The organism is Microbacterium testaceum, assembly GCF_020781835.1.
Classification (GTDB): Bacteria; Actinomycetota; Actinomycetes; order Actinomycetales; family Microbacteriaceae; genus Microbacterium; species Microbacterium testaceum_H.
In genome coordinates, this window is the sequence record NZ_JAJGNJ010000006.1 from 56526 (window position 1) to 82601 (window position 26076).

At 68.2% G+C, this 26076-nt stretch carries 15 protein-coding genes, 1 tRNA gene and 1 pseudogene; 3 read left to right on the forward strand and 14 right to left on the reverse strand.

From position 1 onward, the window contains the following. Positions 1 to 26: 26 nt before the first annotated feature. Entirely contained in the window at positions 27 to 1298 is a 1272-nt protein-coding gene (locus LL239_RS10185; RefSeq protein WP_228163330.1) for a recombinase family protein, read from the reverse strand. An 87-nt stretch (positions 1299 to 1385) separates the two neighbouring features. On the opposite strand from LL239_RS10185, the pseudogene LL239_RS10190 reads away from it, so the two are divergent. Next, positions 1386 to 2291, forward strand: a pseudogene (locus LL239_RS10190) (type IIL restriction-modification enzyme MmeI); the annotation flags it as partial. 21 nt (positions 2292 to 2312) lie between these two features. Here the strand turns inward: LL239_RS10190 and LL239_RS10195 are convergent. The 8 genes from LL239_RS10195 to LL239_RS10230 form a co-directional block, all read right to left on the reverse strand. Continuing rightward, positions 2313 to 6371, reverse strand: coding sequence for an Eco57I restriction-modification methylase domain-containing protein (locus LL239_RS10195; protein ID WP_228163332.1), 4059 nt, complete (start codon positions 6369 to 6371; stop codon positions 2313 to 2315). Continuing rightward, positions 6371 to 9496: a DISARM system SNF2-like helicase DrmD gene (drmD, locus tag LL239_RS10200; RefSeq protein ID WP_228163333.1), complete on the reverse strand. Its 3126-nt coding sequence runs from the start codon at positions 9494 to 9496 to the stop codon at positions 6371 to 6373. The genes LL239_RS10195 and drmD overlap by 1 nt, the downstream gene beginning before the upstream one ends. A 98-nt stretch (positions 9497 to 9594) precedes the next feature. Continuing rightward, positions 9595 to 13032 (reverse strand): MobF family relaxase, encoded by a 3438-nt coding sequence (gene mobF, locus LL239_RS10205; protein ID WP_228163334.1) that lies wholly within the window; start codon positions 13030 to 13032, stop codon positions 9595 to 9597. Positions 13033 to 13827: 795 nt separating this feature from the next. Next, entirely contained in the window at positions 13828 to 15033 is a 1206-nt protein-coding gene (locus tag LL239_RS10210) for a tyrosine-type recombinase/integrase (RefSeq protein WP_228163335.1), read from the reverse strand. Next, positions 15026 to 15226 carry a helix-turn-helix domain-containing protein gene (locus LL239_RS10215; RefSeq protein ID WP_228163336.1) on the reverse strand — a complete coding sequence of 67 codons (201 nt, stop codon included), beginning with the start codon at positions 15224 to 15226 and terminating at the stop codon, positions 15026 to 15028. The genes LL239_RS10210 and LL239_RS10215 overlap by 8 nt, the downstream gene beginning before the upstream one ends. A 190-nt stretch (positions 15227 to 15416) precedes the next feature. Further along, positions 15417 to 15488, reverse strand: a tRNA-Gln gene (locus tag LL239_RS10220). A gap of 171 nt (positions 15489 to 15659) precedes the next feature. Further along, the gene (gltX, locus tag LL239_RS10225) at positions 15660 to 17174 is read right to left on the reverse strand and encodes a glutamate--tRNA ligase (protein WP_228163337.1); all 1515 of its coding nucleotides are present in this window, start codon (positions 17172 to 17174) and stop codon (positions 15660 to 15662) included. A gap of 10 nt (positions 17175 to 17184) precedes the next feature. Continuing rightward, on the reverse strand, positions 17185 to 18165 hold the full coding sequence (locus tag LL239_RS10230) for a LysR family transcriptional regulator (protein ID WP_228163338.1): 981 nt from the start codon (positions 18163 to 18165) through the stop codon (positions 17185 to 17187). Positions 18166 to 18245: 80 nt separating this feature from the next. Here LL239_RS10230 and LL239_RS10235 point away from each other — a divergent pair, with 80 nt between their 5' ends. Continuing rightward, positions 18246 to 19307, forward strand: a complete 1062-nt coding sequence (locus tag LL239_RS10235) for an aminotransferase class V-fold PLP-dependent enzyme (RefSeq protein WP_228163339.1) — start codon at positions 18246 to 18248, stop codon at positions 19305 to 19307. Here LL239_RS10235 and LL239_RS10240 read toward each other — a convergent pair. The 5 genes from LL239_RS10240 to LL239_RS10260 form a co-directional block, all read right to left on the reverse strand. Further along, positions 19291 to 20565 (reverse strand): MFS transporter, encoded by a 1275-nt coding sequence (locus tag LL239_RS10240; RefSeq protein WP_228163340.1) that lies wholly within the window; start codon positions 20563 to 20565, stop codon positions 19291 to 19293. The two genes, LL239_RS10235 and LL239_RS10240, sit on opposite strands and share 17 nt — an antisense overlap. Beyond that, entirely contained in the window at positions 20558 to 21325 is a 768-nt protein-coding gene (locus LL239_RS10245) for a fumarylacetoacetate hydrolase family protein (protein ID WP_228163341.1), read from the reverse strand. Before LL239_RS10245 ends, LL239_RS10240 begins: the two co-directional genes overlap by 8 nt. Positions 21326 to 21518: 193 nt before the next feature. Further along, positions 21519 to 22625, reverse strand: coding sequence for a branched-chain amino acid aminotransferase (locus tag LL239_RS10250; protein WP_228163342.1), 1107 nt, complete (start codon positions 22623 to 22625; stop codon positions 21519 to 21521). 57 nt (positions 22626 to 22682) lie between these two features. Beyond that, positions 22683 to 23735, reverse strand: coding sequence for a 3-isopropylmalate dehydrogenase (locus LL239_RS10255; RefSeq protein WP_228163343.1), 1053 nt, complete (start codon positions 23733 to 23735; stop codon positions 22683 to 22685). Positions 23736 to 23760: 25 nt separating this feature from the next. After that, positions 23761 to 25299: an MFS transporter gene (locus LL239_RS10260; protein ID WP_228163344.1), complete on the reverse strand. Its 1539-nt coding sequence runs from the start codon at positions 25297 to 25299 to the stop codon at positions 23761 to 23763. Between the two features lie 79 nt (positions 25300 to 25378). Between LL239_RS10260 and LL239_RS10265 the strand changes: the two genes are divergently transcribed. Continuing rightward, on the forward strand, positions 25379 to 25921 hold the full coding sequence (locus LL239_RS10265; protein ID WP_228163345.1) for a TetR/AcrR family transcriptional regulator: 543 nt from the start codon (positions 25379 to 25381) through the stop codon (positions 25919 to 25921). Positions 25922 to 26076 lie beyond the last annotated feature (155 nt).

The following is a 26076-nucleotide window of genomic DNA, read 5'->3' on the forward strand; positions in this document are numbered from 1 at the left end:
ACGTCGATCAGCAGGACACGGGAGCGTCAGTGCGACGATGACCATGCCAACAACACGCGATCCTCGTCGAAGTAGCGACCGACGACTCCACGGCGGATGACAAGAGTGTCGAGCTGGGACACGAGCACCATCCGCCGGGCCTTGTCATCGCTACCGGCGCGTCCCCAGGCCTCCGCTACATCGAGGTCGCCCACCAGCTCTTCGGTGCGTTCGGAGAGGAGCCGGTCAATCAGGTAGGCGTCGAGCGCTGTGCGGCCGATGGTCTGGCGGCACCTTGGACAGTAGAGGATGGGGCGCTTCTGGTTTGTGCCGCGGCAGAGGAAAACGGCGCACTCGTCACAGCGGGCGACGCGTGCAAGAAAGGCGCTCGTCGATCGGCGCTCGGATCGCTTCCGGGCTTGTGGCACAGTTCGGGCGTCAAGGAGTCGTTGCAGAGTCTCGAACTCCTCATAGGAGATGATGGCGAGCGCCTCGTTGACGATCGGGCAGCCCTGCTCGTCCCGCAGTACCGCGAACGGGTCGACCCGCTTTGCGCTCTTGGCGCGGCCAGGGTTGTGCGGCGTCATCCCGGCGAGCACTGGGTTGCGCAGCAGACCGTCGATCGTCTGACGGTTCCAAGATGTGCTCCCCGATGTGCGCTCGATGCGACGCAAGGGTAACGGTGCGCCACTATCGGTGAGCCACGTGGCCACTGAGTTCACTGTCTCGCCTCGAAGCGCCTTGGCGACAGCCTTCGAGAGCCAACCAATGCGCTCAACGTCCTTCGTCAGCACTCGGCCTGGGCCGTCGGGGTTCGGCATCGACTGGTACCCATACGGGATACCGCCACCGGGCCACCGTCCGTCCTTGAGGATCTGCGCGCGCGCAGCCCGAACTCGAGCGCGGATGGCCTCGGCCTCCATCTCACCGAAGACGGCGAGCATGACAGCAAACGCACGCCCCTGTGGGCTGGTCATGTCGATCGGGTCCTCGACGGCGACGAGACCCGCACCCCGTTTCTGGAGCGTCTCGTCCGCGTGGAGGAAGTCGAGTACTCGACGCGCCAGCCGATCAACTTTCCAGATGATCACCGCGTCGAAGTCGCGAGCTGCGAGCAGCGATTTCCATCCGAGACGCTCCTCTGGGCGGTTGGCCGTCGCCGAGACACCGTCATCGACGAACTCACCGACAACCTCCCAACCGCGGGCCTCGGCGTAGCGACGACATGACTGAAGCTGCCGCGCAATAGAAACGGACTCTTCCTTGGTAACGCTGAGGCGGGCGTAGAGGACACATCGACGTACTTGTTTGAGGTTCATCAGGCCAGTCCATCGGCTCTTGTCGACGTCGTGCGACTTTGCTCCTTGAGACAGGCACCGACCTAGAACCCGGCTGAGGCGCAAGAGTGGATTGCCGCGGATGCCCGCAACGCTGAGGTGCTCTTTCCCTACCTCAACGGAGAGGACCTCAACTCCCGGCCCGACGCCTCCGCATCCCGTTGGGTCGTCGACTTCCGTGAAATGCCCGAGGTCGAGGCAGCGTCCTACTCCCTCCCATGGAGCCGCGTTTATGACGCAGTCCGGCCGGAGAGAAGCTCAAAGGACGCGGCCAAGTACCCGCGGATGGTCTACGAGTGGTGGAAGTTCTGGAACGCTCGACCGGTGATGCGCGCGGCGATCGCTGACTTGTCGGAAGTGCTGGTCATCGCTCGTGTCAGCAAGACCGTGATGCCCCTCAGAGTGGCGACGGGTCAGGTGCCGAGTGAGGCGTGCGTTGTGTTCGCCACCGACAGCTACGGCGACCAGGCAGTCTTGTCATCAAGCCTGCACCAGTTGTGGGCGATCACCTATGGCTCAACGCTCGAAACCCGGGTTCGGTACACACCGTCGGACGTGTTCGAAACCTTCCCACGACCACTAGCGACTTCCAGGCTCGATGCGGCTGGTCGCGCGCTTGACGTCGAACGTCGCACAATCATGCGCCAACGCGACATCGGGCTCACGAAGCTGTACAACCTGGTCAATGACGGTGCGGTCCAAGGCGACAAGGATGTGAATCTCTTGCGTCAGATTCACGTCGAGGTCGACGCCGCTGCAATGGCGGCATACGGGTGGGATGACGTCGAACTCGACCATGGGTTTCATGAGTTCCGGCAGATGGTCCGGTGGTCGCCGTCACCGCTAGCACGCGTCGAGGCGCTCGACAGACTCCTGCTTGAGAACCATCGCCGTGCTGGCAGCCAGGCCGCTGACCACGGTCAGCAGTCATCCAGCAAACCCCGGCCTCTCGAGCCAGACACCCTCTTCGGCTGAGGCCCCGCGCCCCTGGCGACGTCAGTCGAAGAGGGTATCCTCGTGCTGGAGCACCCTCGCGAAAAGCGGACCGGTGCTATCAGAGGTTGAGGCCGCACGACGATGGTTCTCCTCCAGCAAGCGATCCAGGATCTCAACCCTTGCGGAAGGGTTCACGGTCCATCGCTCCATTCGCCGGTGGGTGTGGAACCCGTGGTTGAGATCCATATCGGACCAGCCGTAGGCGTCGAGGACTTGCTGGTCCAGCTCGGCGTGTAGCAATCGGAGCCGGGCGACATCCTCATCCATGGATGAAGACAGCTCTGAGTCGTTCACGAGGTTGTAGAGGCGAGTCAGCCCAAGTTCGCGGCGGCGCATGACGTCCCGACGCTCCTTATCAAGCGCGCGTCCGATTTCCTCAAGGTTCGCGCTCATAGCTGGACGCGGAAACGTCTCGAACACATCGGAAGGTGTGTAACGCGGGTCATTTCTCATTCCCGACCCGTAGGTGATCGCCCACAACTGGTGCAGGCTTGATGACAAGACTGCCTGGTCGCCGTAGCTGTCGGTCGCAAAGACCCCCAGCGCGTGGCTGAACACCTGCCCCGCGCTGACCCGAAGGGGCATCACGGTCTTACTGACAAGCGCGATGACCAAGACCTCCGACAAGTCGGCGATCGCCTTGCGCATCCCAGTGGCCCGTTCCGCGAAGAGCCACCAGTAGTCGCGACGGGGCTTCCGCTTGTTCTGCATTCGCTCGGGCATCACACGTTCAGAAACTCGCGCGAAGGGCAGCCGGTAGTTCGCCGCCTCGGCCTCGGAACGGTCGTTGAAGTCGATCACCCAGCGGGATGCCGAGGCGTCGGGTCGCTGGTTGAGATCCTCGCCGTTGAGGTACGGGAACAGAACCTCAGCGTTGCGGGCATCCGCGGCAATCCACTCTTGCGCTTCGTCCGGCTCCAACACGAAGCCCATCCCAAGAACAATGCAGCCTTGGAATCCGATTCCCGCATTCTCTGAGAGCCGCGCAGGGTTGCCCTCGGCTCGCCCTTGCGCCTCGAGCAGCGTACTCACGCGCCGAACTTCAACATCGTCGGCAACCCGGGGCACTTCGTCAGAAACACGTCCCCGAGTGCCCCAGACCGCAGCAAACTCAAGATTGGCGCTTGATGCCGGCCACGACCGGCTCTGGATCGCGCGCGTGATCGTGAACCCGCCAGCAACCATTGCGTCGAGTCCGACCTCGCGTGAGTCGCCCTGCGCGACCGTGTTCGTCGCGATGAGCCCGAGCGTCCCGTTCGCGTGTAGCAGGGAAGTGGCACGCAGGAAGAAATAGGCGACGAGGTCGGCGCTGCCGCGGCGTCCGCCAGCAAGCACATTGACGAAGCAGTCGCGAACATTTGTCCCCATCGCGCCGGTGAGCTTCTGTCCACCGAGGAACGGCGGGTTGCCGATGATGGCGTCGAAGCCTCCGTGGTCGACCATGACGTCGGCGGCCTCGATGATCCAGTGAAGCGGCTGCCAGCGGGTGTAGTCGGTCTCGACAGTCGGGGTGAGGCCGTGGTCGATCTTGGAGTCGAGCCAGGTGGAGTCGGCTTCCTCACGAGCAGCGGGGTATGCCTTACGCGCTGCTTCGCGCAGGTCTTCGTATGCGGCGTCGAGTGCGCGGCCGGGCTTGCCGCCGAGAGAGAGTCCGGTGGCTACGACTCCGTCGGCGAGCTTGCGAAGGTCTGCAGTGACCGCGTGGAGCTGCGCAAGCTGCCGTCGCTTGGCGGCCGCTGATCGGGCCGGGCTGTCGTCAGGCTCGACCGGAGACGCGAGGCTTTCTCGCAGCTCGACCGCGCGCTTGATGATCGAGTCGATGTCGAGCTCGAAGATGTCGAGCATGCCCTGCTGGCGGTTCGCCTTGGACGGGTCGATATGCATAGCTCGGAGTTGCTTGAGGTCGCTGAGCCCGAGCAGTGAGTTGCCGAGGAACACCTTGTCGTCAACGAAGGAGAACGGCAGGTCGCGATCGAGGGAGACGAGCCAGAGCGAGAGCTTGCACATTTCGATGGCCATGTCGTTGATGTCTGCCCCGTAGAGGCACTTGGCGACGACCTCGCGGATAGCGAGAGTCCGCAGGTCCTTGCGGCCCGCCCACGCGGGGTTGTCAACGACCCACGCCTCGACGAGCCGGTCGGCGAGAAAGCGCGCCGCTGCCACGAGGAACGCGCCCGAACCGCAGGCGATGTCCGCCACCTTGAGGTTGAGGATGTCCGAGGGCGACTTCAGCTTCCACTCATCACGGTTGGCCGTCTGGTGCGGGCCGGGCGCGTACACGAGGGGTTCGAGAGCGTGTTTGACGACGTCTTCAGCGAGGGATTTTGGCGTGTAATGCGCTCCGGCGTTCTTCCGTGACGGCGTCTCCTTGACCAGGAGCCCGCCCTCGAGGACGACGAACGGTCGATTGCGCAGGTCGAGTCGCACGAGCCCGAGCCAGGGCTTGACGCGTTCGCGCAGGTCGAGGTCGTCGCCGACGGCCTGGGTGAGGGCGCTGACGATGCCCGGGTCGACCGCAGCGTCGATAGCCTTGGCGATGGCGGCCTCGGAGGAGGGTTTCGCGGAGGGTTGATCAGTCTCGATCCAAGCGCGGATAGCCTTGGCGAGCTTCCTGCGGTCGCTGTTCGTGCTGCCCAGTTCCTCCAGCTTCACCAGCGGGATCTCGGGCTCTTCTCCGCGGGTGCCGAGGATACCGAGCACCACTTCCGGGGTGACGGTCGCGGTGTAGCCGAGCAGGCCCTCGTACATGTAGCCGATCTGCTCGACGTCGATGTCGCGGAACGAGATGCGCCTGGCCTCACCTTTGATCTCGGCGATCTGCACGGCTCGGAGGACGTGCAGCATCACCCGGTCGGAAACCGTCACGCCCAGCGTGCCGAGGTCGCTCGTCGCGGTCAGGAACGGGAAACGGGCCGGGTCGAACAGCGAGCCTCCGTACGCGGGCATGCGCAGGTTCTCGAAGGTCGCACCGCGGTAGAGGGCGTTGCTGGTGGCCAGCAGCCGGTGCCAGGTGAGGGAGGTGGCGTCGAGGGCTTCCTCGCTCTCTGCCGACTCGCGGGCGATGAGCTGGTCGAGTTCGCCGGCGATGCCGTAGCCCTGATCGAACAGCTCACCCTGGGGCAACAGCCCGCGCTCTTCGGCGAAGAGCAGGAAGACCACGCGCATCATCACGGTGACGGCGGCCTCGTAGCTGTTGTGAGGGCGGGCCGGGAGCGGGTCCGGTAGATTGCGCCGCTTCGCGTCGGCCGCGGACTCGGAGAAGGACTGGATGAGCAGCTCGACCGCGCGGCGCACCTGCGCACCCAGCGCCTCGGTGATCTCCTCGGCGGCGGCGACGGACTCCTCGAAGAGCACCGGAAGCCGCTCAGCGGGGTCACCGCCGATGAGGTGCTGGCGTCCGATCAGGGCCAGGAACGCATCGCGGGTGCGGGGTTCCTCGATCCACGTGAGTGCGTCGACAACGCCGGAGGCTGCCATCGTGTTCTCGCGTGCGCAGACGAGCCCCCACCAGCGGCCGTCGGTGACGATGCCGATCGGCACACTACTCTCGCGCAGCATCGCCTCGACGCGGTCGACGGGGTTGGCCGCCCACAGGTCGCCCGGCACTTCGCGGAGGGAGTCGACCGGGTCGATGACGTGCACGATCGCGCCGCCCCCATCCTCTCCGTCGAGCGAAGCCTGCGCGCGGACGGTTACCGCATGGTTTGGCGACTGCGCAGCGATACCGGGAACCTCGCCCCAGGTGAGCGACTCGGCCCAGCCTGCGACGTCGCGCAGCACGGTTTCGACCCACTTGTCGCGGGCCGAGCGGTAGGCGTCCAGCGCGGTGTCGGACCCGGCGCTGCGGTCGTAGCGCTCCCAGGCGGACTCGAAGTCTTTGCGGGCGTCCGAAAGAGCGGCCTTGCGAGCCTCGGCGAGCTGCGGCATCCCTTCAGGCCAGACGCGCTTGAGCGCTGGGATGGCCAGGAACGGGCCTTCGGTGTCGACGAGTTCGAGCCAGGCGCGGTGCAGGTCCGCGGCGCTCTTGGCGGGGCGGTTGCGTACGGGTCGGCGTGCCATCAGTCGCGCCACCCGTCTGCGTCGTTGCCGGTGAGCGCGAAGACCACGGCGGCGGCGGTCGTGTGGGGTTTCACGTCGGCGTACCTGTCCTTGATCGCGGTGATCTCGCGTGCCTCTTCGTCGTCGAGCTCATCGAGGCGGCGTTGCATCGCCTCACGGTCGCGTCGCCACTGGCGCGCCTGGTCGACGTCGGTGAACAACTGCCCCTGTGATTCGGCCTCCTCAGCGCGCAACCGCGCGAGGGAGTCGCCGAGGTTCGCCCGGAACGCGGCGAAGATGTCCCGTGCGCGTTGCACGTCGGCGGCCTCGCGGCGCTGGAGCTGCTCAGTCACCTGGGCCTGCTTGCGTTCCGCACGCGCCCGCATGGACTCCTCCAACCGGAGGCGGAGCGGCGCGTCGGGCATATTCCACAGGTCGCAGAGCTGGTCGCGCACGTGATCTTCGGCGAGGGCCAGGTCTTCCTGGTCGAGGGCGGTATCGAGTGCAGCCTCCGCTCGTTCCTCGGCCATCGCGCGCCGACCGTGGAGGCGGACACCGGCGAGGAACACCTCTTCGTGGAGGCGGACGCCGCCGCGTCCGACGAGCACCATGCGCGTGACTGCCGCGACGAAGGACTCGTCAAGGTCATCGACGACGACCGCGGTCACACGGCGCAGTGTGGAGTCAATGCTCCACAGCGAGCGCCGCAGCAGACGCTGCGCCTTCTGGACGATCGGGTGCCCGAGGTGCACGTACACGAGATCGGCGCGGCCGTCGGCGGCGTCCGGGTCGAACGTGATCGGTCGAAGCACACCCGGGTCGAGCCGGGTGTCGAGGCCGCGCAGCGTGTCGCGCCATCCGGCGGTGAGGCTCGGCACGGTGAAGACCTCGGCGTCGGTGTCCTGGGCGAAGTCGTAGTTCGGGACGAGCGGCGACTGGTGGTTGATCCGCAGCGCGGTATCGACGACGCGGCGTAGGTTCGCTGGATCGAGGTGCATCTCCGTCCGGGACGCGTCGTAGCCCTGCTCCAGCTGCGTCAGGCGGGCGTTGAGTTCCATGCCGCCGGCCAGCGCCTGGTTGATCACCTCGTTGGTGTCCACGCCCTTCGACCTCGCCTTCGTCACGGCGCGCTTGCCGAAGTGACCCTGGATCTCAGCACCGACGACCTGATTGGCCGAGCCGAGGTCGTACTCCACCTGGGCGATCTTGCGAGCGATGATCTCCATGAACCGCAGGTCCGAGCCGTAGGTCGAGGACTCCCGCTCAGGCGCGAAGTGGTAGACCTCGGGCTGCTGAGTCTGGCCGTAACGATCGACACGTCCGATGCGCTGCTCCAGGCGCGACGGGTTGAACGGGATGTCGAAGTTCACCAGCCGGTGGCAGTAGGTCTGGAGGTCGATGCCCTCGCCCGCCGCGTCCGTGGCGAGCAGTACCCGCACAGGTTCCTTGGACGGGTCGGCGGTGAACTGGGAGCGGATGTATTCGCGCTCCTCGGGCGGGGTGGAGCCCTGGATGACGGCCAGGCGGTCGTCGCTGTAGCCCTTCTGCCGCAGCACGCGGGTCAGCCACTCGACCGTGTGTGCGTACTCGGTGAACACCACGACGCGCTCGTTCGACCAGAGCTTGCCGTCAGGGCGGCAGACGGCATCGAGGAACCGGATCAGCTGATCGAGGCGGGAGTCGGCGCGGCTCTCATAGCCCAGGCCCCAGTTCGCCAGGGTCTCAAGCTGGCCCGGCTCGGCGGCGCTGAGCGGATCGGACCCCTTAGACTCGCGGAGCTTCTCCGACTCGTCCTGCTCCCACAGGCCCTCTTCCTCGTCTGACTGCCCCTCGCCGAAGATGTCTTCGTAGTCGTCCTCGGACAGCCCCCGCCCCGCCTTTGAGGCGAGGTAGTTGCTCAGCGTCATCCCGAACGCGAATGGACTCGAAAGGAAGCGCTTTTTCAGCAGCATCGTCACGATGTCGCCGGTCGGCTTCGTGCCGTTGAGCTTCGCGCTCTTCGTGACGATCTCGTCGAGCAGGGTGAACATCTTCTGCTCATCGTCGAAGGGATCGAACGGGATCACGCTGACCTTACGCTTCTTGAAGCCCTTGCCGGCCAGGTCGGTCTTCAGGCGGCGGACAGTCACGTCCTTGAGCGCAGTCGAGTCGAGATTCGCGCCACGGGCGAAGCGGCGGGGGTCGATCATCTCCATTAGCGCGGTGAACGACTCCGGGTGGCCGTTGTGCGGCGTCGCGGACAGGAACAGCCGGTGCTCGCACTTCTCGGCGAGCTGGCGCACGGCGAGCGTGCGCTGGGTGTCGACGGCATACCCTCGCCCGCCGGCGATCGCCGACGGACTCGACGGTGCGACATGGTGTGCTTCGTCGACCACCAGGACGTCGAACGCGTACCGGCTGCCGGTCTTGGGATTACTCGCCTGCGCGTACACGTCCCGCAGCAATCGCTGCGCACGCACCTGGGGCAGCCACGCCATGCTCACGATCACCCGCGGGAAGATCTGGAACGGGTTGGCCTGAAGCCCGTGCGTGCGGCGGACCTCGGCCATCAGCTCGGAGTTCACGATGGTGAACTCCAGGCCGAACTTCTCCCGCATCTCGTCCTGCCACTTCAGTGACAGGCTCGGCGGGCACACGATGACAGCTGTGCGGGCGCGGTGTCGCAGGAACAACTCCTGGATGACCAAGCCCGCTTCGATCGTCTTGCCTAGGCCCACGTCGTCGGCGAGCAGCAGGTTCGCACGCGGCGCTCCGAGCGCGCGGCGGAGCGGTTCGAGTTGATACGCCTCGACATTCACTCCCGACCAGAACGGGGCCTGGTAGCGGTTCGGGTCGGCGCTTGTCACGGCTCCCCACCGCATCGCGTCGATGAAGCCCGCGAGTGTCTCGGGCTGGTCGAAGCCGTCCGCGTGGATCACGTCGGGGAGCCCCTGAGCGGGTGTCACTGTGTGCCCGACTTCGAGTTCCCACACAACGCTGAGCTGTGCGCCGAGGCTGCCCTCATCGAGCGACTGAAGATCGACGACATGGCTGAGCTGCGCGACCGCCTCGTCAGCGGGGCTGCGCGGCAACCCCTGCGCCTGGACGTTCGACACCGCCCAGGTGGAGCCACGAACTTCCACGACCTGACCCGGTTCGGGCAGCACCGATCATTCCAGCCACACGTCACATTCTGGCGTAGACATATGACATTCCGACGAGGAAGCGCCGCCCTGCGCCCCTAACCGCACAATTTCCGGTTGCTCTACAGGCGTCGCCCAACGTCGCGGCTCGTCCCTCGCTGCCGCCGCTGGTGGTCGTCACGGAGTCGAGCTGCACGGGCTTCTGCTGCCTTCCGCGCCTCTTCCTTAGCCGAGCGCTGTGCCTCGGCCTGGGTAGCACGCTCGTGGACGAGCTTGACCGCTTCATCTGGTGGAAGCGCATCAAGCTGGGTGAGGTAGCGGCGGTCCTGCGCCGCCTGCTCGCGCAGGGCCTTCACCCGCACGGCAACCGCGCTCGGACGCCGGTTCCCGAGGACGCGCTCGTACAGCGCCGTGTGCTCCCGCGACTGCCTCGCGATGATCTCCCTGACGATCTGGCGCGCCTGCGTGGCTTCCGCGCGTGCTTCGACGACCGCGGGCACGCGGCCGGCTTCGTGCTGGGCGACTGACTCGGACCACGCGGGCAGATTGCTCTCGCTGCGGGGGACGCTCTGCCACCGGTCACGCATGGCCTGCTCGGTCTCCGCGCTGCGAGCGTCTGCGTTATTCGCGATGCGGGTGGAAGACCGCTTGCGGAACCGAGACGCGCTCTCCTTGGCCCGGCGTGCCGCGATGGCGTTCTGCTGCGCAGCCAGGAACTTGGCGCCATCCGCGACTGCCTCCTGTGTCAGCGACTCCACAACGTCCGCGATCACGGCAGCAGCCTTCGCGTCGGCGGCTTCCGCCAGCTCACGCTGCGGCTCATATTCGGCTTTGTGTCGCTGGGACTGGTCGTGCAATCTGGCGGCTGCCGAGAGCCAGCGCTCTCGCTCCGCGTCAGCCTTCGAGATCCGCTCGACAACCCGGTCGCGCTCCGCGCCAACCATGGACATGGGCCCGTCCGCGACGAGGTCCGAGACGGCCTCACGGGCGCGTTCGGTGGCGTCTTCCAGGCCGCGGTCTGCGCGGTCTCGGGAGAGCGCATCGACGAACTGCTGCTTCGCGTCTGCGAGATCGCTGGCGACGATATGCAGTCTGTTGGTCTCGCGTCCGCGGGTCATGCCGACGTAGACGCCTGCCGCATCGATAGCGTCGGAGAGCAACGTGTGTGCAGCGTTCACGGTCGCGCCCTGGACGCCGTACGCGGTGACCGCGTAGGCCAGGTGCGCGTCCTCGGTCACGTACTCCGCGGGCAAGGTCATGGTGCGCTGCTGCTTACGGCCGTTGCTGGTCTCGACGATGCTCAGCGAGCCGTCTTCGCCGACGTGCTGCACGGTCCAGGTCTGCCGGTTGGCAACGCCGAGTGCGGGCTCGTTGCGGCGGGTCTGGATCACGTCCCCGGCACCGATCGGCAGGCCATCGCTGCCGCACACCGTCCGCGCGTCGTCAACCTTGCCGCGGTCGACGCGCTCGGCGCGGATGCGTTCGTTCAATGCCCGGGCCTCGTCGTTCGTCGCCGCGGTGATCGCATCCGCTGTACTCGTCGTCGTGGCGATGACCGCCTGCAGGTCCTCATCGGTCTCGTGCAGGACGATCAGTCCGCGCTCGTTCAGCCGCTCGAAGATCGTGGTGGGGTTCCGGGCATGCCGCAGCTCGAGCGTGAGCGCCGCATACGCGGGGTCGGTGAAGCGGTGCAGGCTCGTCATGTCGACGACTGCTGGGGTGAGTTTGGTGGCGATGTCGAGCACGCCTCCGCGTCCGACGGCGGGGAGTTGCGCCCGGTCTCCGACGAGCGCGACAGTCGCCCCGGCCTCGTCCGCGACTTGCAACAGGGCGAGGGCGGAGTCCTGGTCGAGCATCCCTGCCTCGTCGACAACGATCCGGTCACCAAGTGCGAGCCGCGCATTGTGCGCCGGGCCACGGTAGATGCTCCGGGTCTCGGGATCGGCGTCACCGAGCTTGAGGCGTGTCCACACGCCGTCGCTGTTCCACCGGAATCCGTGTGCGTAGACGAGCGCGGCCACGGAGTCGGTCGGGATGCCGAGGTCCTGGGCAGCGACGTCGGCGGCCTTCTTCGTCGGCGTGACGACCCGCATCCCACGGCCCTCGGCTGCTGCGGCTTCGATGGCCGTCTTGAGCATCGTCGTCTTACCCGACCCCGCGGCGCCTTCGACCACGACGAGCGGGTTGGCGGATGCGACGACGGAGGCCGCCCGCTCCTGTTCATCGTCCAGGCCCGCCTGCACCGCGAGCTTGTGTACGTCCGGGATGCGCTGGTTGGACTTCTCCGCGCGTGCGGTGAGCAGGTCGCGCAGTTCCATCTCGACAGCGACGACGCGCAGCGATGTCAGATGCGCGACGTGCTCCGGCTTCGGCACACCGGGTGGGAGGACGGAGAGGCAATCCGATGCTGCGAGCTGCGTCGCCAGTTGCAGGAACTCTCGTAGCTCCTCGGGTGTGGCTTGGACGCCGTGCTCGGTGGTGATGCGGGTGACGTGCTCGCGCAGCGTGTGCACCGTCCACGCCGATGCGCCCGCCGCCGCACGGTCGAGTGCACGAGAGGCGACTTCCTCGATCCGCAGCTCGTCGAGCGCGACCGGTACAGGCCTGTGCGCCCGTGGTGCATCCGGGCTGTAGCCGGCGTCTTCGAGCTCCACGCGCCAGCCGGCCTCGCTGCCGAGCACCGTGGGCTTCTTCCCCGGGCGTTCGTGCTCCCACGCCTTCGCTTTCAGCCGCGCCCGCACCACCGGCCCCGGTTCCTCGCCGGGATGCGCAGCTTCCCACTCGGCCTCGAAGGTGGCGAGATTGCGTTCGACCTGCGCACCGCGCTTCGACAGGGCCGCGTTGAACGGCTCCAGCTCCGCGACCTCTCCCGTCACGGGATCGAGCGTGAGCCCGTGCTTCCCGAGCACGGCCGCAAGCTGCGGGTGCGCGGCGATGATCGCGGTGCCGAGAGCGCGAATCGCACCCTGCTGCTTGAACAGCGCCGCGGTGTCCAGACCGCGCCACTTCCCGGCGGCGTAGATGCGGGTGCCGATCTGGAAGTGGATGTGCCGATGCGGATCACCCGCACGGCTGGTCTTGTGCGCGACCGCGACGGTCTGCAACTGCTGCACCGACACAATCTCTCGCGCGTGCCGAGGCCCGATCCGGGTAACCGAGTGCTGGGCGAGCCAGCGTCGGATCTCCGCCGCCGCATCCTGCTGCGCGACGTCGAGCACGTCAGAGACCTCCTGGTGCAGGGCGGCGGCGATGGAGAGGGACTTCGGCGCGTTGATCACCATCTCCGCGAACCGCGGCGAACCCCGCATCCCCTCGCCCGCGCCGCGCGGGGTTCCCATCGATGTGCCGCTGATCGGGTCCGTCCAGTCCACCCACGCGGCGTACTGCACCGGGTCGAGCATCCGTGCCTCGATGACCTCGCCCGCGGAGTCGGTGACAGCGAACTCCGCGAGCGTGGTGCCGCCCTCCAGGTAATACTCGTCCGCGGTCGACCTGTCCGCCTCCAGGTATCGGCGCGCGGCCGCGCCGATACCGCGGAACAGAATCACACCGCCCTTCACCCCGGGCCTCCTCACGAGTCGTCTCATGAGGGAGGTGCGCACGCCCCACCCGCGGTGGCATACGTCCATGAATGAATCTGAGGAGATGCGCGTGGCGCGAGCGTCTGCGCCGGGGCGCAGATGAGCGGTCGAGACGGTTGGGGCAGAGTGGCGACGATGGTTCCTGGAGCGCCGTACATGGTCGCGGCGCGCTGGTGACGCGCGGGCATCGTTGAGCCGAACGATGCAGCCGAGCGGCTCTATGACGACCTCAGGGGCTCATCTGTTTGCGGACGCGAACCGGCAGCACGGCCGGACAGCGCGAAGCGGTCGTTCATAGCTCCACGAGGTGCGGAGGCGACCGCTTCAGGGTCCGATGCGACGGTCCCGGCAATTTTCCGGGACCGTCAGCGAAGGGCGTGCGCGCCGTCCAACACGTTTATCCGCGTCGTCCACGGTGCCGCCAAATTGACGGAACCGTCCGGCCTCCCAAAGTTCAGATGGCCGAGTCCTCGCGCGGTGGTGGCAAATTGACACCGCCTGCAATCCCGGGGTTCGTGGTGGTGCAAGATTTGCGCCACCACGGTGGTGTCGACTCGGCACAACCGGCGTTCTTTTCACGGGGGGTGCCGAATCGACACCCCCGTCGCCGAGCCTCGACCCGGCCCCGGCCGACCTACGGTGGTTGAGATTCCACACCGCCACCGCACGCTCGTGGATTTGTGATGCAGGTACGTTACCTCTCCACTCGCAGACGCGCAAGGCTTCAGTGAGAAGGTACGCGGCCGGTCCCGCGCGACCGGCGAGCCGCATGACTCACGTCCCAAGAATCGTGTCGAGGATGTCGGCGGTGACGACATCGACCTGCTCGGCCGTGATGACGTAGCTGTTGCGGGTGACCATCTCGTTCGCGTGCCCGAGCAGTCGTGACGCGATCGTGAGTCCGGCCGCGCGCTCCACGAGCGTCGCGGTGGTGCGCCGGTAGATGTGTGTCGAGTACTCGTCGACCTCGACACCGAGGCGCACGAGTTCGTCGCGGTTATCGTCGATGAACGAGCGCAGTAGACGCTCGTAGTTCGACACGCTCATCGGCTTGCCGGTCTTCGTCGGGAACAGCAGCGCCTCCGATCCTTTCTCCGCAAGCGCGAGTCGGCGTCGCACCGCGTCGGCCGCAAGAGCAGGGAGGGCGACGCGACGACGTTGGCGGGTGCGCTTCGGGGCGTTCTTGCGCTGGACGCCCTGCACCTTGTTCTGGATCACGGTGCCGTCGATCAGGATCGTCGGCGGGGCGGCGGTCATATCAACGTCGCAGCGGCGCAGGCCGATGCACTCCCCCACGCGGGCGGAGGTGCCGAGCATGATGTCCATGCCGTCCACGAGCGCCCGCCAGTTCGGGCGCGGCCCCATGCCCTCCGTCTCGCGCCAGCGGGTCATGAGGTCGCGGATCGCCTCGATCTGCTGCGGAGTGAGCATCGCGGTCTTCTTCTCCGGTGTCGGCAGTCGGGTGACGTCGCGCACCGGGTTGGTCGGGATCGCATCGTCGCGCACGGCGAACCCGCAAATGAGCGAGAGCACCGAGCGCGCCTTCCGCGCAGCGGACACGCCCCGGTCGGCGAGGAGATTCTGGATGATCCGGGAGCAGCGACCGACCGTGAGCGCCTCCAGCGTGACCCCGCCACAGACGGGGACGAGCGTGAGACGGACGGTGGCCTCGTAGTTCTCGTACGTCGACCACGACAGCGTGCCATTTTCGGCGCGCACTTTCACCGTCGGCAGCCACGCCTCCGCCGCCTCCGCGATGGTCGATCCGGCGGTGACGATGGCCTTCGTATGCGTCGTCTGTGCCTTCGCGCGAGACATTAGCTCCTCGCGGGCCGCAGCTTCGGTGGCGCCCTCAGCGCGGAGCTGCACCAACTCGCCGGAGTCGATGCGCATCCGGGCGCGTGCCCGCCATTTGCCGTTCGCGAGCTGGGTCACCTGCACCTGGCCGACCTCGCCCGCGGCGATCTTCGGCCTAGCCATGACGCTGCTCCCGAGCCCAGGCGAGCACGTCGTCGCGGTCGTACTTGACGTGCCGGCCGAGCTTCAGCCACGGCGGCCCGGACTTCGTGAGCCGCCAGCCTTCGAGCGTGCGCTCGGGCACGCCCAGCAGCACGGCGACCTCGGCCTGGGTCAGGAACGCGGGCTCGACCTCGATGCGTGCATGAGCTTCCATGCCAGACAGGTGCGGAGTAGGTACCCACGCGAACGAGCGGGGCCGAGTGCGTACCTCATCGGCAGAGACCACCGCGAACCGCACCCGGTGGGGGTTTCTGGTCACCAATCTGGTCACCAGACGCCAGATCGGGCCACTCGACGGAGTGAGGAGGGAGCCGGACTTCCTAGAGAACTCTAGCGATTCGTTGCTGGGGTACCTGGACTCGAACCAAGAACAACTGAACCAGAATCAGCCGTGTTGCCAATTACACCATACCCCAAGGCGCAGAACCGGAGTTCGTGCCGAGGAGCAAGCTTACGTGACGCGTGGCCCAGCGCCAAACCGAGGACCGCCCGCGCGCGTCGCGGCGGAGGTGCCCGGCATCCCGACGCTTCGACGTCCAGAGCGAGACAACCGAGCGCGTGGGCGCGGGCTCGCCGCGAAGCGCCGGTCAGCCGAGGTGCTGGACGAGGGTGTCGAGGCGGCGGAGCGTCGCGGCCTTGCCGAGCAGCTCCATCGACTCGAACAGCGGCGGAGACACGCGGCGGCCGGTGAGCGCGACGCGCGGCGGACCGTACGCGACACGGGGCTTGAGGCCCAGGTCGTCCACGAGCGCGCGGGAGAGCGCGTCCTGCACGGCAGCAGCGGTGAACTCGGACTCGGGCACGAGTTCCAGTGCTCCGACGGACGCCACGAGCACCTCCCCCGCGTTCGCCGGCAAACCCTTCAGAGCATCCTCGGCGTACGAGACGTCGTCGACGAAGAGGAAGCCGAGCATCCCGGGCACTTCGCCCAGCAGCTGCACGCGCTCCTGGACGAGGGGCGCCGCCGCGGCGATGAGCGCACGATGCTCGTCGGACGGTTCCTCGGCGATATAGCCGGCGGCCGCCAGGTACGGCACGATACGGGCGGCGAAGTCTTCGGCATCCAGCATGCGGATGTGGTCGCCGTTGATCGCCTCGGCCTTCTTCTGGTCGAAGCGGGCCGGGTTGGGGTTGACGTCGGCGATGTCGAACGCGGCAATGAGTTCGTCGAGCGAGAACACGTCGCGGTCGGGCGCGATCGACCATCCCAGCAGCGCGAGATAGTTCAGCAGGCCTTCGTGGACGAAGCCCTTCTCGCGCTGCAGGAACAGGTCGGCCTGAGGGTCGCGCTTGGACAGCTTCTTGTTGCCGGTCTCGCCCAGCACCAGTGGCATGTGACCGAATCGCGGCACGTACGACGTGACGCCCGCGTCGATCAATGCGCGGTAGAGCGCGAGCTGGCGGGCCGTCGACGGCATGAGGTCTTCACCCCGGATGACATGGGTGATGCCCATGAGCGCGTCGTCCACCGGGTTCACGAACGTGTAGAGCGGAACACCGCCCGCGCGCACGATGACGAAGTCGGGGAACGACCCCGCCGGGAAGGTCACCTCCCCGCGGATGAGGTCGACGAACGTGAGGACTTCGTCGGGCACGCGCAGACGCCACGCGGGTTCGCGACCCTCGGCGCGGAACGCCGCCTTCTGCTCGTCGGTCAGGTCACGGTCGAAGTTGTCGTAGCCGAGCTGCTTGGCGCGGCCGTTGGCCTCGTTGCGGGCGTCGATCTCCTCAGCCGTGGAGTAACTCTCGTAGACGGCGCCAGCGGCGACGAGCTTCGCGAGCACGTCGCGGTAGATCTCGTGCCGCTGCGACTGCCGGTACGGTGCGTGCGGGCCGCCGACCTCGACGCCCTCGTCCCAGTCGATGTTCATCCAGCGCAGGGCCGCCAGCAACTGCTGGTAGCTCTCCTCGCTGTCGCGCGCAGCGTCGGTGTCCTCGATGCGGAAGACGAGCTTGCCGCCGTTGTGGCGCGCGTACGCCCAGTTGAACAGGGCGGTGCGGATGAGACCGACGTGCGGCAGGCCCGTCGGGGACGGGCAGAACCGGACGCGGACATCGGCGCCGGTAGCGGTCGTGGTGCGGGGATCGGGCGTGGCAGACATCACCTCGATCCTACTCGGCGACGCTCTTCCGTCCGGGGCGCCGGGAGCCGCGCTGAGGGTGGTCGCCGAGCACCTCGTCGACGACGCGCAGGGCTGCGCCGACCGCGGGTACGCGATGGGCTCCGCGGGCGGTGACGACGTGCAGCGTGCGCGCCTCCGCCGCGGGAAGCCGCGGCACGGCGATCCCCGCGACGAGCGGAAGGGATGCCACGGCCATCCCTGGCAGAATCGCCACGCCGACCCCCTGGGCGACGAGATTCTCGACGGCGACGTAGTTGTCGGTCTCGAATGCGATGTCAGGGGTGAATCCGGCGCGGCCGCACGCCTCGAGCAGGTGCCCGCGGCACTGCGGACAGCCCGCGATCCACCGCTCCCCCGCCAGGAGCGACAAGTCGAAAGGCTCGTCGGCGGCGGCCGGGTGATCGGCGGGGACGACGACGACCGTGTCATCGGCTCCCACGGTTCGCACCGTCAGGCCCGTGGCGGCGGTCTCCCCCTGCGCCCGCCGGTCCCCCGGGAAGCTGTAGACCAGCGCGATGTCGGCTCGATCCTCGCGCACCGCAGCGATCGCTTCGGGCGGTTCGGCTTCGACGAAGCTCAGCGCGACCCCCGGCCGCCGCACGGACAGGGTCGCGATCACTCGAGGAACGACGGTCGACGACGCCGACGGGAACGCGGCGATGCGAACGCGTCCCGCGCGCATCCCCCGCAATTCGGCGAGGTCCCCCGCCGCTGCATCGAGCGCGGTCGTCACGGCCGCCGCGTGCCTGGCCAGCACCCACCCGGCCTCGGTCAGGCGCACACCGCGCCCCACCCGTTCGACGATCGGCAGGCCGGCCCGCCGCTCCAGCCGTCGCAACTGCTGGCTGATCGCGGGCTGACTGTAACCGAGCGCGTGTGCGGCGCCGGTGATCGATCCGGTGTCAGCGATCGCCTTCACCACGCGCAGGGAATGCGCGTCGAGCGCGTCGTCGGGGAGCGCGTCAGCCATCTTCTTACATAAGCACGCGGAATGTTTCCCATGCAAAACCTCCGGTAGTGCAATACACGACTCCCGGGCACCCTGGACGCATGACACTCGCCTCCCACTTCACCGGTGGCCGCGACTACCTCGCGGCCTGCACGCTGGGCCTGCCACCGCGGGCAACGGTCGCCGCGCTGAAGGCCGATCTCGATGCGGCGGCTTCCGGTCGACCCGATCTCGCCGCCGCCGGCCGTGCCGTCGAGGACTCCCGGCACGCGTACGCCCGCCTCGTCCACGCCCCGGCGTCCAGTGTCGCGATCGCCGCGCAGACCTCGGTCGCCGTCTCGCTCATCGCCGCGAACGTGCCCGACGGAGCCGAGGTCCTCTGCCCCGAAGGCGACTTCGCCTCTCTCGTCGCGCCGTTCGCCCACGCCGGCCGCGGCGTCCGGCTCCGCAGCGTGCCCCTGGGACATCTGGCCGACGAGATCACGGCCGACACGTGGCTCGTGGCGTTCTCGATGGTGCAGTCCGCCACCGGCGAGGTCGCGGATGCCGCCACCATCGCCGCCGCCGCCGCGCGGAGCGGGGCACGCACCCTCTGCGACCTCACGCAGGCAGCGGGATGGCTGCCGGTGGATGCCACCCTGTTCGACGCGACGGTGTGCCACGCCTACAAGTGGCTGTGCGCCCCGCGCGGAGTCGCTTTCCTCACACTCTCCCCCGACTTCGCCAGGCAGCTACGACCCGTGCAGGCCGGGTGGTACTCCGGCCACGACCCGTGGGCGTCCTGCTACGGGGCCGAGGCGAGACTCGCCGCGGATGCGCGACGCTTCGACGTCTCCCCCGCGTGGCAGGCGTTCGTCGGCGCAGCGCCGGCCCTCGACCTCTTCGCCTCCGCCGAGGGGACCGCGATCCATGCCCACGCCACGGGCCTGGCGGCGCGGTTCCGCGGCGCGCTGGGCCTGGAGGAGCCGGTGCGCCCCTCGGCGATCGTGACGTGGCCCGACACCGAGGGTTCCGCGCTCGCTCGGCTGACGGCATCCGGGATCGTCGCCTCTGGACGCGCGGGACGCGCGCGCGTCGCGTTCCACGTCTTCAACGACGAGGACGACCTCGACCGGGCGATCTCGGCACTGCAGGAGCGGCGCCCGGTCAGCGTCGTGAGCTGACCCAGATCGCGCCCAGGCTGACCGCCGCGACGGGGACGAGCGCCCACAGTGCCAGCCCGCCGTAGCCCGCGGCGCCCAGGATCACCCCGGCGAGGATCGATCCGACCGCCGCGCACGCCGTCATGAGCGTGTCACTGCGACCCTGACGTCGCGGGCGGGACGCCAGCGGGGTCGCCTCGGTGAGCAACGCCGAACCGGCGACCGTCGATGCGCTCCAGCCCAGGCCCAGCAGGATCAGGGCCACGAGGACTCCCGCCTGCGACCACGACAGCGTCGATGCCACGGCCAGTGCCGCCGCGAGGAGCACCTGCCCGAGAAGCACCACGGGTATACGGCCGGCGCGGTCGGCGAGAATGCCGAACACCGGCGAGAGCCCGTACATGCCGAACACGTGCAGCGCGATGGTCACTCCGACCGCGAGCGTCACGGCATCGGGAGCGACGATGTGCGACAGATGCACGGGCGTCATGGCCATGACGGATGCCATGGTCACGTGCGAAGCGGCCACGGCGAACATCGCGTAGCGGGCCAGCGCGGGCCGGTCCGCGACCGCGCCGGCGATCGCGGCGGCGGCGTTCTCACGCTCTCGACGCTGCGCGAGCAGAAGTGGATCGGGCCGGAGAACGAGGACGTACAGCGCGAGAGCGCACGCCTGCGCCGCGAACGAGAACAGGTAGGCGCCCGTGAGTCGCGGCATCCCGATGCCCGCGCCGAGCACCTCCCCCGGCGCCAGCAGCAGGGGCCCGACGACGCCGCCGACCGTCGTGGCCCACACGACCGTCGCGAGATCACGGCCCCGGCGTGCGGTGCTCGCCAGGTCCGTGGCGGCGAAACGGGCCTGGAGGGTGCCGGCGTTGCCCGCACCGATCAGCGCGATGCCCACCAGCAGCAGCGGGAACACCCGCGTGGCGGCGGCGAGGATCACCACGGCGATGCCGACGAGAGCAGCGATGTTACCGGTGCTCAGTGCGAACCGACGGCCGCGGGCCGACGCCAGCCGCGCCAGCGGGATCGCGGTCAGCGCGGCACCGAGCGTCACGGCCGCCGTCGCGAAGCCGGACAACGCCTCCTGGCCCGACAGGTCGGCCGCGAGGAGCGCCCCGAGCGACAGCGTCGAGCCGAACGCCACACCTGAGAGCACCTGGCCTGCCGCGAGCACCCGGACGGTCCTGCGCTGCACGGCCGCGACATCGATCGCCGCGGCAGCGCCCGAGGCCGCAGCACCCGGCGGGGTGGCACCGCCCGGGATGTCAGGCATCGCGCACGGTGTTGCGCAGAACCCCGATACCACTCACCTCGATCTCGACGGTGTCGCCCGCCTCGAAAGGACCGATACCGGCGGGCGTCCCGGTCAGGATCAGATCGCCCGGCAGCAGTGTGAACACCGACGAGGCGTAAGCGATGAGGTCGGGCACGGAGTGGATCATGTCGGACATCGGCCCGTTCTGCCGCACCTCGCCGTTGACGCGGGTCGTGATGATCGCGGCATCCGTGTCGAGTTCGGTCTCGATGACGGGACCGACCGGGCAGAACGTGTCGAATCCCTTGGCACGGGTCCACTGACCGTCACGCTTCTGGAGGTCACGCGCCGTGACGTCGTTGGCCACGGTGTAGCCGAAGACGTACTCCGCGGCGCGCTCGGCCGGGACGTTCTTGGCGATCCGCCCGATCACCACGGCGACCTCGCCCTCGTAGTCGGTACGGGAGCTGAGAGCGGTCGGACGCACGATGACGTCGTCGGGGCCGATGACCGCGGTGTTCGGCTTGAGGAACATCAGCGGTTCGGCGGGCGCCTCGCCCCCCATCTCAGCGGCGTGGTCGTGGTAGTTCTTGCCGATGCACACGACCTTCGAGCGCGGGATGACCGGCGCGAGGAGAGTCACCTCGGACACCGGGATCCGCTCCCCCGTGGTGTCGAAGCCGGCAAACAGCGGGTCGCCCGCGAGCACGACGAGCTCCGCGTCGTCGACGATTCCGTAACGGAGGGTGTCTTGGTGGCTGAACCGAGCGATCTTCACGCTCCCAGCCTATCCGGGCCCCCGGACATGGCATCCGGGAGTCCGATCCCGTCCCGCCTCGCCGTGATGACACGTGGACACGACACGAACGCCCCGCTCGGGCGTCGCTGCCGAGGGATACGTGTAGACCGTGCTGCGCGCCGGAGGACGCCGAAGGGGCCCCCTGGCGGGGACCCCTTCGAGGAGGACGCGGTCAGGCGTCGAGACGGTACAGCCAGCCGTGCCTGTCTTCGGCGCGGCCGTACTGGATGTCGGTGAGTTCCTGACGCAACTCCAGCGCGAGCGTGCCCGTGGGCTGCTCGTCGATGAAGTCGCGACCCTTGAGCGTCCCGATCGGGGTGACGACGGCGGCGGTCCCGCACGCGAACACCTCGACGATATCACCGGATGCCACGCCCTCGCGCCACTCGGTGAGCGAGACGTTGCGTCCGACGACGTGGTGCCCGCGATCGCGCGCGAGCTGCAGGAGCGAGTCGCGCGTGATGCCCTCGAGGATCGAATCGGACTGGGGCGTCACGATCGTGCCGTCTTTGTAGACGAACACGACGTTCATGCCCCCGAGTTCTTCGACGTTGCGGTCCTGGTCGAGGAACACGACCTGGTCGCACTCGTTCTCGTACGCCTCGGACTGCGGAAGCAGGCTGGCGGCGTAGTTGCCGCCCGTCTTGGCCGCTCCCGTGCCTCCCTTGCCGGCGCGCGAGTAGTCCTCGCTGAGCCAGATCGACACCGGCTGCACGCCGCCCTTGAAGTACGCTCCCGCGGGGCTCGCGATGAGGTAGTACGCGACCTTGTGCGCGGGACGCACGCCGAGGAACGCCTCCTTGGCGAACATGAACGGACGCAGATAGAGGCTCTGATCGGCGCCCGAGGGCACCCACGCGCCGTCGACCGCGATCAGCTCGCGCAGCGACTGCAGGAAGTACGGGACCGGAAGCTCCGGGAGCGCGAGGCGGCGCGCCGAACGCTGCAGACGCCGGCCGTTCTGATCGGGGCGGAAGGTGTGGATCGACCCGTCCGCGTGGCGGTAGGCCTTGATGCCCTCGAAGATCTCCTGGCCGTAGTGCAGAACCGCTGCGGCCGGGTCCAGCGAGATCGGACCGTAGGGCGAGACGCGCGGGCGATGCCAGCCCCCGCGGACGGACCAGCAGACGTCGACCATGTGGTCGGTGAAGGTCTGCCCGAAGCCCGGGTTGGCGAGGATCTCATCGCGCTGAGCGGGGCTCTTCGCGGCGAGGTTGCGGGTGACGGCGAACTCGAGCGGGTCGAGTCCGGTGTCGGGGTCGGTGTCGATGGTCGTCATGGTCTCTTTCGCACGGTGTCGGGGGCGCGGGTGGCGGCGCGGGCCGATCGGTCCAGGTTACGCCCGGACGCGCTCGGCGATGGCGTCGCCGATCTGCGCGGTGGTTCGCGTCGTGGCATCCCGTGCCGCGATGTCGTCTTCCACCGCACGGGTGACGCGGGAGGCCTCGTCTTCGAGCCCGAGGTGGTCGAGCAGGAGGGCGACGGAGAGGATCGCGGCCGTGGGATCGGCCTTCTGGGTGCCCGCGATGTCGGGCGCCGATCCGTGGACGGGCTCGAACATCGAGGGGAACGCGCCGTCGGGGTTGATGTTGCCCGAAGCGGCGAGGCCGATGCCACCGGTGACGGCGCCGGCCAGGTCGGTCAGGATGTCGCCGAAGAGGTTGTCGGTGACGATCACGTCGAAGCGGCTGGGGTTCGTGACCAGGAAGATCGTGGCCGCGTCGACGTGCAGGTAGTCTACGTCGACCCCGGGGTGTTCGGATGCCACAGCGTCGACGATGCGCTTCCACATGCCGCCCGCGTGCACGAGCACGTTGGTCTTGTGCACGAGTGTGAGCTTCTTGCGGCGTCGCTCGGCGAGGTCGAAGGCGTAACGGACGACGCGTTCGATCCCGAAGGCGGTGTTGACCGAGGTCTCGTTCGCCACCTCGTGGGGCGTGCCGCGACGGATGGACCCGCCGTTGCCGACGTACGGACCTTCGGTGCCCTCGCGGACGACCACGAAGTCGATGTCGCCGGGGTTCGCGAGCGGACCCACGGCTCCGGGGTAGAGCTTGGAGGGACGCAGATTCACGTAGTGGTCGAGCTCGAAGCGCAGCTTCAGCAGCAGCCCGCGCTCGATGTTCGCGTCCTTGAGCCTCGGGTCGCCCGGAACGCCGCCCACGGCACCGAGGAGGATCGCATCGTGCTCGGCGATCGCGGCCAGGTCGTCGTCGGTGAGGGTGTCGCCGGTGTCGAGATAGCGCCCCGCGCCCAGCGAGAACGGCGTCTTCTCGAACGTCACGCCGGACTCGGCGGTGACCGCATCGAGAACCTTCACGGCCTCGCTGACGACCTCGGGACCGATGCCGTCACCGGGGATGACGGCCAGTTTCACGACGCGCGACATCGCACTCCTCAGCGCTCAGGGCGCATCACTTCGTCGACGCGCCGCGGGTTCCTCCCAGGGTAGTGGCAGCGATGGCGGCCGCCACGACGATCAGACCCGCGCCGATGAGCGCCGTGACCACGACACCGGAATCGAAGGCGTGTGCGGCGGCGAGACGCAGGGACTCCGCCAGCGCCGCATCGTCGAGCGTGTTCGAGACGGCGACGGCTCCGGCCAGGGTTTCACGCGCCGCCTGCGCCGCGGCGTCAGGAAGACCCGCCGGGAGCACGAGCTGCGCCCGGTAGAACGCGGCCAGGATGCCGCCCAGCACCGCCGTCCCGAGCACGGCGCCCACCTCGTACGCCGTCTCGGAGACGGCGCTGGCGGCTCCCGCCTTGGCCGGCGGCGCACTGGAGAGGATGAGCTCGTTGGAGACGGTCTCGGCCGCACCGATACCGACGCCGAGGAGACCGAACGCCACGATGAGGAGGAACAGGTCTGCCGTGGAGGACGCCACGAGCACGTAGGCGACCACCGAGAAGCCGAGCGCGGCCGGCACCACGCGCCGCGGCGCGAACCGCCGCGCCACGGGGACGACGGCCAGTCCCGCGACGATCATCAGGACGAGGCCGGGAAGCAGCGCGAGGCCCGCCACCATCGGCGTGAGCCCGACGACGAGCTGGAGGTGCTGCGCCACGAAGTAGAGGAACCCCACCAGACCCACGACGCTGAGCAGGTTGACCAGGATCGCGCCGGAGAACGTCCCCCGGCGGAAGAGCGACATGTCGAGCATCGGCGTGGCCAAGGTGCGCTGGCGCCGGACGAACAGCCAGCCGAAGACGATACCGATGACGAACAGCGCGGGGGCGAGCGACGTCGGCCCGTCGACCGCGAGCTTCTTGATGCCGTAAACGATCGGCACCATCGTCGCGAGCGACAGCAGCACGCTCAGGGGATCGAAGCGGCCGGGTGCCGGGTCACGGCTCTCGGGAACGAAGAACGGGGCGAGGACCAGGAGCGGGACCAGCACGGGCACCGCCATGAGGAAGACGGAACCCCAGGTGAAGTGCTCGAGCAGGAATCCCCCGACGATCGGGCCGAGAGCGGCGCCCGCGGAGAACCCCGATGCCCAGACCGCGATGGCGAGGCGCCGTTCGTCGCGGTCGCGGAAGATGCTCCGCAGCAGCGACAGCGTGGACGGCATCAGCATCGCGCCGAACACACCCATGAGCGCACGGCCGAGGATCAACACCCCCGCCGTGGGGGCGAACGCCGACAGCGCGGAGACCGCGGCGAACCCGGTGGCGCCGATCAGCAGGAGGCGCCGGCGACCGAAGCGGTCGCCGAGGGTACCCATCGTCACGAGGAGCCCGGCGAGGACGAGCGGGTAGACGTCGATGATCCACAGTTGCTCGATGCTGGAGGGCTGCAGGGACAGGGCGATCTCGGGGAGGGCGAAGCTGAGCACCGTGTTGTCGACTGAGACGAGCAGCACCGGCAGCATCAGCACGGCCAGCGCGAACCACCCGTGCCAGCCGGCGCGGGGTGCGTTGATCTCTTGTGTGGGCAACGACGAGGTGAGCATTCTTCCGAGTTCCGTTTCTAAACCGTCCAGCCGGTATAGTATCACAGGAGCGCTGTCACGCCACTACGATCGAGGAGCCATGAGCCGCCCTCCCCTCGCCCGCGAAGCCGTCCTCGATGCCTTCACTCGCATCCTCGTCGACGACGGAGAACGCGCGGCGACGATGGATGCCACGGCTCGCGCCGCGGGCGTCTCCAAGGGCGGCCTCTTGTACCACTTCAATTCGAAGAGTGCCCTCGAAGAGGCCCTGGTGAAGCGCCTCGAGGCGCTGGCTCAGCAGGACGTCGACGAGATCGAGAAGTCGGACGAAGGCGTCGTGGCGGCGCACCTGCGTTCCTCTCAGAACACCGGCTCACCGCTCGACGTCACGATCCTGGCCGTCTCGCGCCTCGCTCAGAACGGTAACGACGCGGCATCCGCGAGCCTGAGGCGCGTTCGCGAACTGTGGGAAGAGAGCCTGCGCCCGCACACGCGTGACGAGACAGCCCTGCAGATCGTTCTCCTGGTCAGCGACGGCCTCTACTTCAACGCCGTGCTCGATCTCAATGCGGTGGCAGGCACCGCGGTGGAGGGCCCCGACCTCGACGCGCTCATCGCGGCCGTGGTCTCCGCCACCACCTGACGCCCCGTCGTCCGCCGCACTCCGGCCTTGCGACGCCTCCGACGGCGCTTCATCTGCCCGGTGCGCGGGAGCGCAACCTCAGCGATCCGCACAACCTCCGTTCGCCGCGCCGGGATGCCACTGACCTTGTGCGGATCGCTGAGGTCCGCGGTCGC